Annotated in this window: 18 protein-coding genes; 6 read left to right on the forward strand and 12 right to left on the reverse strand. The window is 48.2% G+C overall.

Going from position 1 to position 15,844, the window contains the following annotated elements; all coding sequences use genetic code 11:
* Positions 1-117: 117 nt before the first annotated feature.
* Both ACXAFQ_RS18380 and ACXAFQ_RS18385 read left to right on the forward strand, forming a co-directional pair.
* Positions 118-1,254 carry a hypothetical protein gene (locus ACXAFQ_RS18380; protein ID WP_474824854.1) on the forward strand — a complete coding sequence of 379 codons (1,137 nt, stop codon included), beginning with the start codon at positions 118-120 and terminating at the stop codon, positions 1,252-1,254.
* 83 nt (positions 1,255-1,337) lie between these two features.
* Positions 1,338-2,297: a YihY/virulence factor BrkB family protein gene (locus ACXAFQ_RS18385; RefSeq protein ID WP_474824855.1), complete on the forward strand. Its 960-nt coding sequence runs from the start codon at positions 1,338-1,340 to the stop codon at positions 2,295-2,297.
* Between the two features lie 87 nt (positions 2,298-2,384).
* Here ACXAFQ_RS18385 and ACXAFQ_RS18390 read toward each other — a convergent pair whose 3' ends face one another.
* Complete coding sequence (locus tag ACXAFQ_RS18390; protein WP_070125842.1) at positions 2,385-2,576, reverse strand: CsbD family protein; 192 nt, start codon at positions 2,574-2,576, stop codon at positions 2,385-2,387.
* Between the two features lie 378 nt (positions 2,577-2,954).
* Here ACXAFQ_RS18390 and cysE point away from each other — a divergent pair, with 378 nt between their 5' ends.
* Positions 2,955-3,767 carry a serine O-acetyltransferase gene (cysE, locus tag ACXAFQ_RS18395; RefSeq protein WP_474824856.1) on the forward strand — a complete coding sequence of 271 codons (813 nt, stop codon included), beginning with the start codon at positions 2,955-2,957 and terminating at the stop codon, positions 3,765-3,767.
* Between the two features lie 32 nt (positions 3,768-3,799).
* Here cysE and ACXAFQ_RS18400 read toward each other — a convergent pair whose 3' ends face one another.
* The 8 genes from ACXAFQ_RS18400 to ACXAFQ_RS18435 are packed head-to-tail and all read right to left on the reverse strand — an operon-like array spanning position 3,800 to position 10,068.
* Positions 3,800-4,516, reverse strand: a complete 717-nt coding sequence (locus tag ACXAFQ_RS18400) for an HAD-IA family hydrolase (protein WP_474824857.1) — start codon at positions 4,514-4,516, stop codon at positions 3,800-3,802.
* Positions 4,517-4,539: 23 nt separating this feature from the next.
* Positions 4,540-5,457: a tyrosine recombinase XerC gene (gene xerC, locus ACXAFQ_RS18405; RefSeq protein WP_474824858.1), complete on the reverse strand. Its 918-nt coding sequence runs from the start codon at positions 5,455-5,457 to the stop codon at positions 4,540-4,542.
* On the reverse strand, positions 5,457-6,155 hold the full coding sequence (locus tag ACXAFQ_RS18410) for a DUF484 family protein (protein ID WP_474824859.1): 699 nt from the start codon (positions 6,153-6,155) through the stop codon (positions 5,457-5,459). The genes xerC and ACXAFQ_RS18410 overlap by 1 nt, the downstream gene beginning before the upstream one ends.
* Positions 6,152-6,982, reverse strand: coding sequence for a diaminopimelate epimerase (gene dapF, locus ACXAFQ_RS18415; protein ID WP_474824861.1), 831 nt, complete (start codon positions 6,980-6,982; stop codon positions 6,152-6,154). The genes ACXAFQ_RS18410 and dapF overlap by 4 nt, the downstream gene beginning before the upstream one ends.
* 35 nt (positions 6,983-7,017) lie before the next feature.
* Positions 7,018-8,268 carry a diaminopimelate decarboxylase gene (gene lysA, locus ACXAFQ_RS18420; RefSeq protein ID WP_474824862.1) on the reverse strand — a complete coding sequence of 417 codons (1,251 nt, stop codon included), beginning with the start codon at positions 8,266-8,268 and terminating at the stop codon, positions 7,018-7,020.
* On the reverse strand, positions 8,268-8,426 hold the full coding sequence (gene lptM / locus ACXAFQ_RS18425) for an LPS translocon maturation chaperone LptM (protein ID WP_474824863.1): 159 nt from the start codon (positions 8,424-8,426) through the stop codon (positions 8,268-8,270). Before lptM ends, lysA begins: the two co-directional genes overlap by 1 nt.
* A gap of 51 nt (positions 8,427-8,477) precedes the next feature.
* Entirely contained in the window at positions 8,478-9,545 is a 1,068-nt protein-coding gene (locus tag ACXAFQ_RS18430) for an MJ1255/VC2487 family glycosyltransferase (protein ID WP_474824864.1), read from the reverse strand.
* 1 nt (position 9,546) lies between these two features.
* Positions 9,547-10,068 (reverse strand): phosphatase PAP2 family protein, encoded by a 522-nt coding sequence (locus tag ACXAFQ_RS18435; protein ID WP_474824865.1) that lies wholly within the window; start codon positions 10,066-10,068, stop codon positions 9,547-9,549.
* A gap of 302 nt (positions 10,069-10,370) precedes the next feature.
* Between ACXAFQ_RS18435 and rraA the strand changes: the two genes are divergently transcribed.
* Positions 10,371-10,856, forward strand: a complete 486-nt coding sequence (rraA, locus tag ACXAFQ_RS18440) for a ribonuclease E activity regulator RraA (RefSeq protein ID WP_474824866.1) — start codon at positions 10,371-10,373, stop codon at positions 10,854-10,856.
* Positions 10,857-10,921: 65 nt separating this feature from the next.
* On the opposite strand, the gene ACXAFQ_RS18445 is transcribed toward rraA, so the two are convergent.
* The 3 genes from ACXAFQ_RS18445 to mpl are packed head-to-tail and all read right to left on the reverse strand — an operon-like array spanning position 10,922 to position 13,766.
* Positions 10,922-11,725 carry a S1/P1 nuclease gene (locus ACXAFQ_RS18445; protein ID WP_474824867.1) on the reverse strand — a complete coding sequence of 268 codons (804 nt, stop codon included), beginning with the start codon at positions 11,723-11,725 and terminating at the stop codon, positions 10,922-10,924.
* A 20-nt stretch (positions 11,726-11,745) separates the two neighbouring features.
* Complete coding sequence (locus ACXAFQ_RS18450) at positions 11,746-12,369, reverse strand: flavin prenyltransferase UbiX (protein WP_474824868.1); 624 nt, start codon at positions 12,367-12,369, stop codon at positions 11,746-11,748.
* Between the two features lie 47 nt (positions 12,370-12,416).
* A complete protein-coding gene (gene mpl, locus ACXAFQ_RS18455) occupies positions 12,417-13,766 on the reverse strand; it encodes a UDP-N-acetylmuramate:L-alanyl-gamma-D-glutamyl-meso-diaminopimelate ligase (protein WP_474824869.1) in 1,350 nt (449 codons plus the stop codon).
* A gap of 299 nt (positions 13,767-14,065) precedes the next feature.
* Between mpl and ACXAFQ_RS18460 the strand changes: the two genes are divergently transcribed.
* Positions 14,066-15,043, forward strand: a complete 978-nt coding sequence (locus tag ACXAFQ_RS18460; RefSeq protein WP_474824870.1) for a class 1 fructose-bisphosphatase — start codon at positions 14,066-14,068, stop codon at positions 15,041-15,043.
* A gap of 182 nt (positions 15,044-15,225) precedes the next feature.
* Positions 15,226-15,759 (forward strand): inorganic diphosphatase, encoded by a 534-nt coding sequence (ppa, locus tag ACXAFQ_RS18465; RefSeq protein WP_070125827.1) that lies wholly within the window; start codon positions 15,226-15,228, stop codon positions 15,757-15,759.
* Positions 15,760-15,844: the final 85 nt, after the last annotated feature.

Genomic DNA, 15,844 nt, shown 5'->3' on the forward strand with positions numbered 1-15,844 from the left:
TACTGTTTGTTAATTCATCGATGCGGTGTGCAGTTACGGGTAGCAGTATTTTTAGGCTTAAGCAATAAACGTTGAGTTTTCTGAATTGGAATGCTGACCTCGGATGGCCGAACTGTTATGGATTACGACGTTAAAAATGAAACCGTAGATTTCGATAACCTTATTATCGAAATCTACGATGCAGCACTTACCCGGAAGTGGGGAAGAGTGCTTGCCACATGCAATCAGGTTTTTCAGGCAGATAAAACCTTCCTGTTGCTCAGAGATCTCGTCAACGAACGGGAAGTCGCCCTTCGCATTAAAGTGCAGGAAGAAGCAGTCCATAATCCTGAAGCACTTGCTTCTCTCTCCTCTCTCTCTGTTTTTAAGCCTTTGTTTCTAAAACTCCACGAAGGCGATATTTTCGATACCAGCGAAAAGGTATTTCGTGATCAGAAAGATGCGCCCACTTTCATCGAGCAGATCCTGTCTCCGCTGAATGCTGAAAAAATGCTTGGGGCGCTATTAATGCGGGATGCCCGCTATGAAGCTTACCTGGGCGTGTGCAGAGCAGAGCAAAACGACGACTTTTCGACCTTCGAGCATGTTGCATTCAAACGATTAGTGCCTCATTTTATTCGTGCTGCCCGCTTCTTTCGAGACGAAGAAGTCTTCAGGCAACAGCGCCACTTAGCGCAAGGTTTGTACGATCATATCAAAACGGCGTTTGTGGTGTGTAACAGTAAGCTAGAAGTACAGGCGTACAATGTTCAGGCCGAATCCTATTTCGCGGAAAGCGGTGTGCTTGCGGTGAAAAATCGTAAACTCGCATTTAGCGCTTCGTCTCAGCAGAGCCGTTTTAGCGATAAGGTCAGCGAGTGCCTTCATGAAGCTGGGCTGGGAGTGGGGTCGGAAAAAGTATTGGTGATTGATGACCATGTAGACAAAATCGAGATCTTCCACATTCACAAGCTGGGCTCTCAGGCTGAAGGCGAGCGTAGAGAGGCCATGGTGGTGGTAAATATTCAATCTCGAATTAAACCCGACTGGAAAAACGTGCAGTCATGCTATGCACTGAATAAGAAAGAAGTTTTGATAGCTCGCATGCTCTATAAAGATACCCCGTACGGCGATATCTCAGTGGCCGTAAACCTGCCTGAAAGCGAAGTGAAAGATCATGTACACCGTATTTTAAAAGCAGTAAATGTTCGTAATGAGGAAGCGCTTATTGGTAAGCTGTCGATGTTTGCTCATTCTCTTTCTGGCATAGAGTAAGTGGCTGGAAAACTGCACTAACCGGTAAACATTTGCGTACCAAGCCTAATGGTTTCGCATTGTTTTAATTACCGGAGTGTACTTTGACTCACCGTAAACACTATTCGTCAGAAGCGGAGAAGCTCTCAGATTTTTCTTTAGGCGCCTGGTGGCAAATTGCAAAGCGTACTTATGTTCGTCAGAACGCTCACGATCTCTCGCTGGTTTCCGCAGGCGTGGCATTCTATTTTCTACTCGCCGTATTTCCTTTACTTACGGCGGTCATTTCACTGTACGGACTTTTAGTTACGCCGGAACAATTGCACAGTCACATGGCTCATCTCATTGACGTTGTGCCAACAGATAGTCGCTATATCATTGAAGAACAACTCACCAAACTTACCGGAAACTCAGATACGACCCTCAGTTGGGGGGTAATGCTGAGCCTGCTCATTACCACCTGGAGTAGCTCAAAGGGAGCGAATGCCCTAATCACGGCTTGCAACATCACTTACAACGAGAAAGAAGGGCGTCCATTTTTATGGGGATTGGTGGCACGCATGGTGTTAACCGTTGGCATCATTGCTTTTGTTATTGTGGCATTGTTGTGTATCTCAGTGTTGCCAGAAGTGCTGAGTTATATTGCGGGTGCTGCATTAAGTGAAAAAGCGGCGATGTGGCTCACTTGGCCGGTTATGATTTTGCTATTTAATGTCGCGTTGGCAGCGCTATATCGATATGGCCCACATCGTCGCCCAGCTAAATGGCGCTGGGTGACAGCAGGGTCACTGTTTGCGTCCATTTTCTGGGTCGTAGCGTCTTATGCGTTTTCTATGTATCTGAACGCCTTCGCCTCGTACAGTAAAACCTATGGGTCACTGGGTGGCATTGTTATTCTTTTGATGTGGTTTTACCTAAGCGCCTATATCATTTTATTAGGGGCAGAACTGAATTCAGCGACAGAATATCAAACTGACCAGGACAGTACAGCAGGGGAAGACAAACCTAAGGGGAAGCGGGGCGCTTATGTTGCCGACCATTCTCCGGGGGACGGTAAAAACTGAGTGAAAGCCGTAAATGAAAATGGCCGGATAAACCGGCCATTTTAAAGAGTCAGAAATTGATATACGCTGACTCGAGAATCCTACAGATTAATTAAAGTAGCGATCTACTTCTTTCTCTGCTTCATCACGGCTTTTGCCGTAATTTTTCTGAATCTTACCTACTAACTCTTCGCGGCGACCATCAATCTTGTCGAGATCATCATTAGTGAGTTTACCCCACTGTTGTTGGATTTTACCTTTCATTTCTTTCCAGTTACCTTCAATACGATCGCTGTTCATATCAGTCTCCTCGTGTTGTTAACTTGTTTCGCCGCGTTGTGCGACTGAATGTTTCAGAATGAGTAATACAAGGCCTGTTCCAACAAGTTGCATCTCAAGATAAATACATGAATTCAATTAATTATTTTATATTCTCGATTGCGATGGTACCGAATGGTTGATAGCGGTACGATGTAGAACTTTCACACCGCCCGGTAAAAGCGTTTCGGTTTACCCAAGGTGCTTAAAAGTTTGTAATTTAGATCGGTTAATGCCGGTCTGTGGTATTAAAGATGTTGTTGACCGACTTGGGTCGGTATTTGGTAACAAGCCACTTGATAAATGGCGTCGAATCACTATCTTTTCCCGCTATGCACGAATGCATCAATAGGAAAGTCAATGCTCGTAACTACTCAAAATGCTGATTTCTGGTTAACGCTGAAATCTGAAGCTCAGGCAATTGCTGATAATGAACCGCTTCTTGCGAGCTATATTCATGCATGCATTCTTACTCATCATAATTTTGAATCGTCGCTAAGCTTTATTCTGGCCAATAAAATGGCGGATGAAGTGATGCCTGCCATGGCAATTCGTGAGGTGTTTGAAGAGGCGTATTTACTCGACCCGATGATTATTGAATCGGCAGTTGAAGATATAAAAGCCGTTTATAATCGTGATGCAGCGGTAACAAACTTTCTGACTCCATTACTGTATTTTAAAGGCTTCCACGCTGTACAAGCGCATCGTCTTGCGCATTATCTTTGGCAGCGGGGGCGCCATCAGTTAGCCCTGTTTCTTCAAAGCCGTAACTCGGAAACCTTCGGCGTAGACATTCATCCGGCCGCCAAAATCGGCAAAGGTGTCATGTTCGACCATGCAACGGGTATTGTGGTGGGTGAAACGGCGGTTGTCGAAGATAACGTGAGTATTCTGCAGAGCGTGACGCTTGGCGGTACAGGCAATGAATCTGGCGATCGTCATCCCAAGATTCGTCAAGGTGTCCTTGTTGGCGCCGGTGCAAAAATTCTTGGGAATATCGAAATCGGAGAAGGGTCTAAAGTTGGCGCGGGGAGCGTTGTGCTTGATAACGTTCCAGCTCACGTGACGGTAGTTGGTGTTCCTGCCAAAGTGGTGGGTAAGCCCTGTTGCAAACGTCCGTGCGACTCCATGCGCCAGAACGTATTAGAGGACAGCGAGCAAACAGCAAGCTAGTAAGTCCGGTTTAAAACGATATTGAGGCTGGTTTATGCCAGCCTGAGTAAGTCATCCAGCGCCGATAACTCGACGTGAGGCAGCAAAGTTACGGCTTCACGGCTTAAGTTCATCTCCCGATTAGCGGCTATCCACGCACTTTGCATGCCTGCCTTAATCGCACCCATCACATCTTTTTCTAAGTTGTCACCCACATGCAGTATTGCTTCCGGTGACAGGCTCAGCATGTCTGCGGCTTCGTGGAACATGTCTGGCGCGGGCTTCGAGGGGCGAATGACGCTGGCATGCAACACCGCTTCGAAATACTCTGTTAATCCTGTTTTCTGCGTATCTACGTTTCCGTTAGTAATCGCGATAAGAGGTATTTTTTTCGCTAACGCCGACATGACTTCATGAACCTCATCATCTAGCCGGAAATCACTGCGGGCATGGTAAAAGCAATTAAAGCAATCCTGTGCTGCCTGCTCGAGCGCAGAGCCTGGTGCGACATCATCAGCCAACGCGACGCGCAGCGTTTCCAGTCGTAGTAACCCCATATCAGAACCCAACGGGGGATTGTTTATAATAAGTTCGCGTTTTATTTCGTTCCAGCGAGAGCGAGGAAGCGCTGCAGCACGAGGGAAATTTGCAGCAATAAACGCAGTTAGCGCAGCATCGGCCTGACTAATGATCGGTTCATTATTATACAAGGTGTCATCAAGGTCGAAGGTCATCGCCTTTATCGGAGTAAGCGGTCTATAAAATCGCATGGTGCCTCTGTGAGTCTTGCTTGTTACTTTTTACGGGCGCGGGGGTGTGCCGAATCGTACACCTTTGCTAAATGCTGAAAATCCAGATGCGTATAGACCTGGGTAGTGGAGAGATTAGCATGTCCTAACAGTTCTTGTACGGCGCGCAAATCACCACTAGATTCTAATACGTGTGTGGCGAAGGAATGGCGCAGTTTGTGAGGGTGAACGGTCTGGTTCATGCCTTGTGATTGCGCCAGCGCGTTAAGGCGGTTTTCTACCTGACGGTTAGAAATGCGGTTGCCTCTTTTACTGACGAATACAGCAGGTTCGTAGGGGGAGGCGAAATCACCGCGTACTTTCAGCCAGGCGCTAAGGGCTTTCTGTGCAGTTCTTCCCAACGGCACTATGCGCTGTTTATTTCCCTTACCCGTCACTCTTAACGTACCGTCAGATTTGTTCCAGTCAGCCAGTCGCAGACCGGTGAGTTCATTTAAACGTAATCCACAGCCATACAGCAGTTCCGCCATAGCCATATCTCTGCATTCAATGCCAGAATCCTGCGGCGTAGAAAGCAGTTGCTGCATGTCATCTACACTGATTTGCTTAGGCAGTGGTCGACCAAGCTTTGGGGCTTGAATGCCTTCAACGGGGTTGCTGAACAGTTCGTTCTTCTCTATTAAATAGTGACATAGCGTACGCAGAGAAGAGAGCATGAGCGCAATTGAGCGGGCATGCTTTCCTTGGCGTTTGGCAATAGCCATTACCCTTTTTACATCAGAAGGCGTCAGGCCAGACCAATCCTCCAGTGCGAGCTCGCGGGCGATGGAGGTAAGTTGTCGGCGATAGTTGGAAATGGTGTGAGATGACAGACCCCGCTCCACTTCAAGGTGCAGGAGAAATTTATCAAGCCATTGCTGGCAGGTATCAGACAGAGGGGGCTGTTGCTCCGCCGCTGGCATCAATACCCCAACAAATCCGGCATAGTAATATTCAGGACTTCCTGTAGTTGCTTAAGCAGAAGGGTATCCATGTCTGGCGTGAAGTGACTGGCATCGTTAGAGCCTATGGCCAGAATGCCCAAATCACGATTATCACCAAGCAGGATCAGCGCGACAGACTCGGCGGTTTCTTCACCAAAAATCACTTGTCGCTCGTGCTGGCTCAAACGGCCGAAAAAGAATGTGCTGTCTTTAAAGCGTTTTTCAATAACCAGGCGACGCTGCAGTTCCTGCATGGCGTGAGGGCCTTTGAAAAGCTGCAATACCACCGAGTGGAGATCTAAGCGTTCCTGCAGTACTGTTTCCAGTTTGTACTGAATCTCAGACACTGATTTACAACGCAGTAATTCTACGTTCAGGTCGGTATACACCCGATAGATTTTTTCGTTCTGCTTGGCAACGCCAATAAGCTGATTGAGCTTGAAATTTAGCTGGCGTACCTTTTTGCGTAGCTGTTCGCTCTGTCTTTCAACCAGCGAAATTGCCCCTTTTTCCTCGTGAGGAATAACCAGGCGCTCTAAGATATCCGGATTCTGGTTGAAAAATTCGGGGTGTTTTAGAAGAAACGCCCTGACTTCTTCAGCGGTGAGTCCGAATGCCTCGTCGTAATTTGGTTCCAGCGTTACCGGTTGCTTAGTTTGACCTGAAGCATCACTCATAGGTTAATCTGTCCGTCGTAAATATGCTCAGCCGGCCCGGTCATCTTAAGTGCCGAGTCCTCGCCCTGCCAGCGAATACGTAAACTGCCGCCGGGTAAATCTACCCTGACTTCCTTATCTAATTTGCCTTGAATCTGACCGACAGCGACCGCCGCACAAGCGCCACTGCCGCACGCCAGGGTTTCCCCTGAGCCGCGTTCAAACACCCGAAGTTTAATATGTTCCTTCGACACCACCTGCATAAAGCCAACATTAACCCCTTCAGGAAAACGCTCATGACGCTCCAAAAGCGGGCCTAGTACATGCACATCCGCGGTGTCGACATCATCGACTTCCATCACACAGTGAGGGTTGCCCATCGATGCCGCGCCTAAGAATACCGTTCTGTCGTCAACACGGAAAATGTAAGTCTTTTCTTGTTTGTTGGCGACCATGGGAACCCGGGTGGGCTCGAAGTCAGGTACACCCATATTCACGGTGACCTGACCATCCTTTTCCAGATACAACACCATTTTTCCTGCTTTGGTGCTGACCTTAATTTTATTGCGGTTGATTAACCCTTTCATTTTGACGAAACGGGCAAAACAACGGGCGCCGTTGCCACATTGTGACACTTCGGAGCCGTCTGCATTGAAGATGCGGTAATGGAAATCCTGTTCAGGATCATAGGGAGGTTCTACCAACAAAAGCTGGTCGAAGCCAATACCAAAGTGCCGATCCGCGAGTTGCTGGATCTTCTCCTTTGAAAAGAAAACGTTCTGGGTAACGTTATCAATAACCACGAAGTCATTACCCAGGCCGTGCATTTTGGAAAATTGAACTTGCATTAAGCGCACATCTTTCTTATTTGTATTTCTCTAGTTTACGTAAGTTTATGCTCACCTTTCCAGAGATCTTTTAACATTTCTCGTTCACGCACTACAGTAACGGTAGTTCCATCGACCATAATTTCAGGTGGACGGCAGCGAGTATTATAGTTTGAAGCCATAACAAAACCATAGGCGCCAGCGCTGCGAACCGCCAGCAAATCACCGGGTTTAATTGCAAGTTCGCGGTCTTTACCGATGAAATCACCGGTTTCGCAAATTGGGCCAACCACGTCATATACCCGTTGCGTTGCATCGGTGTCTTGTTCAACGCGACCAATATGTTGCCATGCTGAATATAATGAGGGGCGGATAAGGTCGTTCATCGCCGCATCAACAATGGCGAAGTGCTTTTCATCGCCTTCTTTTACAAACTCAACCTCGGTGATCATGATGCCCGCGTTCGCTGCAATGGCGCGTCCCGGTTCCATAATCAATTTTAGGTGTTCACGGCCAGACATTTTTTCAGCCAGTGCGGCGGCATACTCTTTCGGGTGAGGTGGCGTTTCGTTGTTGTAGGTTACGCCAAGGCCTCCACCGACATCCAGGTGACTGATGGTGATGCCTTTCGATGCTAACACGTCAATCAGTTCCAGCAGGCGCTCAAGGGCATCCACAAAGGGTTCGATGGTGGTGAGCTGCGAACCAATATGACAATCCATGCCTTTTACTTCAAGATTCGGCAGGCTGTCTGCTAACTCGTAAGTGGCAATGGCACGCTCACGGGGAATGCCGAACTTGTTCGCTTTCAGACCGGTAGAAATATACGGGTGAGTTTTGGCATCCACGTCAGGATTAATACGTAGAGAAATAGGCGCTGTGACCCCCATTTCTGCAGCTACCGCGTTGATGCGCTCTAGTTCTGGTTCAGACTCTACGTTAAAGCACAGAATACCTTGCTCCAGCGCATAGCGGATCTCCTCACGCGTTTTACCTACACCAGAAAATACCACTTTACCGGCATCGCCGCCGGCTTCCAGTACCCGTGCCAATTCACCACCAGATACAATGTCAAAGCCAGAGCCCAGCTTTGCCAGAACACTAAGTACACCAATATTGGAGTTGGCCTTTACCGCGTAACAAATAAGATGCGGGTGTTCGCCTAGCGCTTGGTCAAAGGCATGCCAATGACGCTCAAGGGTTGCGCGAGAGTAAATGTAAGCCGGGGTGCCATACTGGTTGGCAATATCAGAAACCGCCACGTCTTCAGCGAAAAGGCGGCCGTCACGGTAAGCGAAAAAATCCATTACTGGGTATCTCCGGATTGATCGGCGGGTGACTCGGCAGGAGTCGGTTTGTTGTTTTGAGACTCATCTGGAAGAGTGAGTGCCCCGCGATATCCACATGCCGCCAGGCTGCTGGCAGCCAAAAGCAGCACGATTAAAAAGAAGGGTTTTCTGCGCACAACGAACCCGCAAAGAAAGACTGAAATTGCTGCTATGATGGCACCGCGGTGCTAAATTGCAAGCGCCAATAATCGCTCTTTAGTTTTATCGCCATATTGTACCTGTGCCCACAGTGCGTCGCACAAGGTTTGGGTATCGTGCAGGTCACCATTTTTCAACCAATTAATCAGTAGTGATGGGTCTTGCGGGAATTGAATTGCTTCGTTTTCTGGGGCGTCGAGCCATTCTTCTACAATGTCGGTATCGAGCTGGAAAAGGGTATGACACAAACCCATTTTATCCAGTGTCAGCACATTGGATAACTGTTCAAACTGCCCGTGTAGTGGTTTGATCAACAGCTTCTTACCTAGGTGGAGAGCTTCGCTAGACAATTCAAAGCCGCCATTGGCAATTACCCCATTGCAGTGTTGCAGGTCGTGCTGAAACCCTTTTTTCGATGGTGGGTGCCAGCTAATGTGGCGATTTTGGAAATGCCCTTTTATTGCTGGGTGATAGCAAATAAATTGCTGTTCGGTGAGAGGTTCCAGCATCAGGCGAATATCGTCGATATGCTCGAAGGGCAAATAAACTAACACATGGCTTTTAGTTGGCCGGGCGATACGCTCATCGGCGACAAAGGGAGGCACAATGGGCTGGTTGAAGTGAAACCAGTGCACGCCGAGCTGTACTTGCGTAGGGGCAAAATATTTCAAAATAAGCTTGTTAAGCACGCCATCACCGGCCTTGGGTACCGGATAGCTGAAACAGGCTTGGTGGCTAATTGAAATTGACGGTAGCCCTACACGTTTCGCTGCCCATGCGGTGATAGGCTCGAAATCGTTAATCAGCAGGTCGTAACCAGACACGTCAAAATGACGCACGTCTTTAATAAACTGGCTAAAATTGTTCGATTTAACCGTGGCAATGTTGTCTACTCTGCCATGGCTGGTGATAAAGGTTAGTCCTTGGAAGGTGCGGTAGTTTCCAAACACATCCATGTCGAAGTATTTGTCGGTGTCGCGACCTGAAAAAACAAAATCAACTTGAAAATCATCACGATGGGCAAACGCTGCCGCCATAATTCGCGCACGCGCGATATGACCGTTACCGGTGCCCTGTACGCCATAGAGAATTCTCATACTACCCCAGAATAGTCAGACTCGCAGATGCAATGGTGAGGCCCAGCAACGCGCCGGCAATGACATCCGTTGGATAATGCACGCCCAGAAGAATACGGGATAAGCCAATCAATGCAGCCCAGCTATAAGCAATGACAGCGAACGGCGGATAAAAGTGCGCGACAATACTGGCCATCAGCCAGGCTGCGGCAGTATGCCCAGAGGGAAGGCTGAATTTATCTGACGGCGTGACGTGCGCGTTCAGATTATGCAGAAAGTCGCAAGGACGCGGGCGCTTGAACATACGTTTAAGCACCACATAAACGGGCAGTTCCAATGCGTAAGCCATAAGCGCCGTATACAAAAACAGTTCACCAAATTCAGGCTCGAACGCCCAGAGCAATAATCCAATGGCAAAATACAGGTAGCCGTCGCCGGTTTTTGACAACCAGACAATCGCGGTGCAGTTTCGTTTTTGTGTACGTCGGTAAAGCCAGTAGAACAAATCAGTATCGGCTTTGGTCAAGGATTTCCGGTTTAGCATAGCCTTGGCCTACATAATATTGGTTAAGAACTAAGCTAATCGCGATCTGTGAACTGCAGGTGACAGAAAAAAGAAACCTTTGTGACAGGGGTTCAAGAGGGAAATATTTGTGCCTGATAAACGCGGGGCAGGTGTTTTTATTACAGCAAATAATGCTATGCTAACAATAGTTTCTGTTGATACGCCGTATGCTTTTAAGCTTACATGAATAGGGCGGTTTTCCGGCCTGTTGCGTATAACGAGTTTACAATCGGTTTCACAACCAGCACCTCCCTTTCTCTCATCAGCAATAAGGCACAGCGATGGACTATAACACCTCTGAATTATGCGATTTATTTGCAGACAGCGTAGACGTGGTCGACCCTATGTTCGTCAGTTATGGCGGGCGTTATTCGTTTGGCGGCGAAGTCACAACGATTAAGTGCTTCGAAGATCGCGGTCTTATCGATCGTGTATTGGCTCAGCCGGGTGAAGGAAAGGTATTGTTGGTTGACGGTGGCGGTTCTACCCGTCGTGCGCTGGTCGATGCCGCTTCTGCCCAGCTTGCTATCGATAATGACTGGGAAGGCATTGTGGTATACGGGAGTGTTCGTGAGGTAGATACACTAGCAGATATGGACATCGGTATTCTTGCCGTAGCTTCTATTCCGGTAAATGCCGAGTCAGAAAGCGTTGGAGAAGTGGATATCCCAGTTAATTTCGGTGGTGTGACATTCTTACCTGAAGATCATCTGTATGCAGACAGCACCGGCGTTATTCTGTCTCCGGAACCGCTTGATTTGGATTAGTCTGAGGTTTAACACCCCAGTACTGAAAAACCTTCCGCGCATGTGCCCGGAAGGTTTTTTTAACGCTATTTCTTAGCAAATACGTTATTCAGGTAAGCCGCAATACGCACACCAGCTTGTTGCAAGCGGGTTTTGGCTACCGGTAGAAAGTCGTAAACATAGTCGTAAGACATGTTGTTCGCATCTTCCGGGTACAGAGTATCGCGAATTTCAGTGCTCTCTTTGATCCAGACATTGGGGTCAAGTTCTTGCCAATCTTCGGCCTGTTTGGCAGTAATTTTTCTATCCAGCCAGTCGGTCCACTCTGTGTACGACAGGTTTTTTGAATCAATCATGCCCGAATCCCAAACTGAATGAAGATTGCTGTCTTCCCAGAAGAAACGCACTTTTACTGAATTTCCACCGCGATCTGTGCCGTTACCTGCGTGTAAAGGCTGATGTAAATCGCCGATAATATGTACGATAAAGCGCAACGCAACCTGACGATCTTCTCGGCTGGCTTGCGGGTCTTTAATCACTTTTGTGTAGTGCTGTAGCGCGCTATAAGCATCGCCTTGTTCTGGGGCACCCACCTCATGATACTCATGGCCTTTGGGCACGGTAACGTAGTGCCAGGGCGGCGAAATTTTGCGCCAGAATTCACTCGGATTAGAACGCATTTCATCAGGATACGTGGAGGCTTCTGCCAGTGATTCATGGGGTAGCAGTTTTACTACAGCCGCTTTCGCTGCGGGTGAAAGATGGTTTTCAGCAATAGCGCCGGTAACCCGGTGACCGGTTTGTCCCCAGCCAAATGCCGGTAAACTGGTGGCCAGCGTGGATACCAGGCAGAAAGAAAGTGCAACAGTCCGTTTTGCAAACACCTGCATATCGGTTCCTCTTAAAATTGTTATTTGTCGTTAGTGTGGTGGTAGCCCCAGCGCATCATGAGTGTTTGGTCGATGCCCAGGTGGTCGAGTACTCTGGCCACGACGAAATCAACCAAATCGCTGATTTTCTGTGGATTATGATAGAAGCCTGGAGATGCAGGCATGATTGTGGCACCCATTTGTGACAGTTTTAGCATGTTTTCCAGATGAATAGTTGAAAGGGGCATTTCCCGGGCAACCAGGATTAACTGTCCGCGTTCCTTCAACACTACATCTGCAGCGCGCTCGATAAGGTTGTCGCTGGCGCCCACGGAAATGGCCGACAAAGTGCCGGTAGAGCAGGGGCAAACTACCATCTTCTTTGGTGCCGCAGAGCCAGATGCTACCGGGGAGAACCATTCTTCTTTACCGCAAACGGTGATCTGGCCTTCGCGAGCACCAAATCGCTCGCTGAAAAACGCGGCAGCATCTTCAGGGCGAGAGGGAATTTTTACCTCTTCTTCAGTGGCGAAAACCACCTTCGCTGCCGATGATATCAGCACGAATATGTCGTAGTCTGCCTTGACCAGAATTTGCAGTAACCGCAATGCGTAGGGCGCGCCTGATGCTCCAGTAATCGCTAGCGTGACGGTATTCGTCGTCATGTAAAAACCTCTGATTAACTCTGTGAGTTGGTGCTTTTCCTTTGAATCTATTTGCTACCAAGGGCGTCTAGTAAACGCTGATGAATACCTTCAAAACCGCCATTACTCATTACCAATACGTGGTCGCCCGGCTGACTGATAGCAGCCACCTTTTGCACAATACTTTCTACATCATGATAGCAGTAAGCAGGCGTTTCACTGTGTTCGGCTATCTCGTTGAGCGACCAGTTCATCCCTGCAGGCTCGAATAAAATGACTTCATCTGCCTGTTGCCAGCTATTCCCTAAAGTATGTTGATGTACGCCCATTTTCATAGTGTTAGAGCGCGGCTCAAGTACAGCGATAATACGTGCGTTACCCACTTTATTGCGTAGTCCCGCTATCGTAGTGGTGATTGCCGTAGGGTGATGGGCAAAATCGTCATAAACGGTAATGTTGTTTACCGAGCCTTTGCATTCCATGCGGCGCTTCACGTTTTTAAACGTTTCCAGTGCTGCGATTGCATCGCTTAACGTTACACCTGCGTGGTGGGCCGCAGCGATAGCCATCAACGCATTATCAACATTATGCTGACCCAACAGCGACCAATTTACCGTGCCAGCCAGTCCGCCTTGATATATTACGTCGAAGCGGCTGCCGTCGGCTGCGTGCAGCTCGGCTTTCCAGTCAGAGCCAACAAATTGTTGCTCTGACCAGCAGCCTTTTTGCAATGTGTCGTTCAATGCTTCGTCATGCTGCGGAGACAGGATAAGGCCGTTTTGCGGTACCATGCGCACCAGGTGGTGAAACTGGGTTTGAATGGCCGCTAAATCGGGAAAAATGTCCGCGTGATCAAATTCTAAGTTGTTCAGTATTAGCGTGCGCGGGCGGTAGTGCACAAATTTGGAACGTTTGTCGAAAAAGGCACTGTCGTACTCGTCTGCTTCAATCACAAAAAATGGGCTTTCGCCAATGCGTGCCGATACGCCGAAGTTTTCCGGAATACCGCCAATCAGAAAACCAGGTTTAAGACCGGCATATTCGAGAATCCATGCCACCATGCTTGAAGTGGTGGTTTTCCCGTGGGTGCCCGCAACACCGATAACCCAGCGGCTGGTGAGCAGGTTATCGAGCAACCACTGAGGGCCACTGGTGTAAGGAAGATTGCGATTCAGTACATATTCAACGGCAGGATTTCCCCGCGACATGGCGTTACCAATAATCACCATATCCGGTGCTGGCTCAAACTGTGCAGTATCGTAGCCTTCGGTAAGCGTTATGCCCAGTGCTTCCAGTTGCGTACTCATTGGGGGGTAAACGTTGCGATCTGAGCCGGTAACTTTGTGGCCCAGTGATTTGGCGATTGCGGCAATACCACCCATGAAGCTGCCGCAGATCCCGAGAATATGAACGTGCATAAAAATCCTGTATCCAATTAAGAGCGCTACTTTAGCAGAACTCCTACCGTGCGCGCCAACATGAGCGTTGTGACCAGGAGTAAAAGCCAATCTGTGAATAAGCCGTTTCCCTGAGCGGCATTCGCGGTTACAATCATTTTTAACTGCTGCTGTACAAATAAAACATGATCGAAATCGTGTTTAATTTCCAATAATAATAACTAACCACTGCAGTTCTGATTTGTTCGCCAAAGACGGGCGGGAATGCCCGGCAGCGTTCAGTCGTTACCCTACATAAATCAAAAAGGCTATTGCACACAATGAAACGTTTAAATTCTCAACTTCAACAAGACGGCGCTCCCCTCGAACTGATCCTGCTTATCCGTACTTTGCTTGCGGGCTGTAAGGAAATTTCGTTCCGGGTAAGTCAGGGCGCACTGGCAGGTGTACTGGGCTCCACGTTGAGTGAAAACGTACAGGGCGAAACGCAGAAGAAGCTGGATGTGATTTCCAACCAAATTCTGAAAGATACGTTGCGCGACTCGGGTTACGTTAAAGCGATTTCGTCTGAAGAAGAAGATACGGTTGTGCCATGTAATCCTGAAGGGAATTACCTGGTGAGCTTTGATCCGTTAGACGGCTCATCGAATACTGAGATTAACAGTCTAATTGGTACCATATTCTCTATCGCCCATGCGCCACAGTGGATGGAAGCGGATGATCCTTCTGCGTTTCTGCAGCCAGGCACGCAAATGGTTGCTGCTGGTTATGTGCTGTATGGCCCGTCTACCATGATGGCGTTAACCACAGGTCGCGGTACCCACATTTATACGCTGGATAAAACCCATGGTGGTTTCCTGCTAACGCACCCCAATGTGCAGGTGCCAGAGCAAACGTCAGAGTTTTCCATCAACGCATCGAATCAGCGTCATTGGGAAGCGTCAATGAAAGCATACATCGCAGATTTGCTGGCCGGTACCGATGGTCCACGCGAAAAGAATTTCAACATGCGCTGGGTAGCAGCCATGGTAGGTGATATTCACCGCTTACTGTGTCGCGGTGGTATTTTTATGTATCCGTACGACAACCGTAATCCGTCAAAAGCCGGTAAGCTTCGTTTATTATATGAAGCCAACCCGATGGCATTTTTGATGGAGCAGGCGGGTGGTCTGGCAGATACTGGAACTGGCCGTATCATGGAGGTGATGCCAACAGAAATTCACCAACGAGTACCGGTGATTTTGGGTTCCAAAGAAGAAGTGGAAACCTGTCTGAGTTATCAGAACAAAGCTGAATAGGCTCTATTCAGCAAAGAAATAACGAGAAATAACGAAAGCTGCTTAAGACATGGGTCGTAAGCAGTTTTTATTTGTCCGGAGTCACCGTATACTTAGGCGGCGATTTCGCCGGGAAAGGGAATGAATAAGTTTCCTTTCCCGGAAAAATCCTATTTTAATTTAGCAAACCAAAGGACTATTTCATGAGCCTTAATAACGTTCCAGCTGGTAAAGATATGCCAGAAGTGGTGAATGTCATCATCGAAATCCCAGCTCACGCTGATCCGGTAAAATACGAAGTAGATAAAGACACCGGTGCAATGTTTGTTGACCGTTTCATGGCTACTTGCATGCACTATCCGGTAAACTACGGCTACGTGAACAACACACTGTCTTTAGACGGTGACCCGGTTGACGTACTGGTTATGACCCCGTTCCCAATCATTAGCGGTTCTGTCATCAAGTGTCGTCCTGTTGGCGTTCTGAACATGACCGATGAGTCTGGTACCGATGCAAAAGTGCTGGCAGTGCCAGTAGACAAGCTGTCTACTATCTATCGTGATGTTAAAGACATCAACGATGTGCCAGAACTGACTAAACAGCAAATTGAGCACTTCTTCTCTCACTATAAAGATCTGGAACCAGGCAAGTGGGTTAAGATCGACGGTTGGGCAGATGCTGAAGCAGCAAAAGCTGAAATCGTATCTAGCGCTAAGCGTTATCAAGAAGGCGAATAAGCCCTCAACGCATGTTTATGCTTACGTATTTGGAAGCCCGGTAAGCCGGGCTTTTTTGTCTCTGCTTACCCTGATCGGGTTGTAT

This window comes from Alteromonas sp. ABH2_165, from assembly GCF_056159945.1.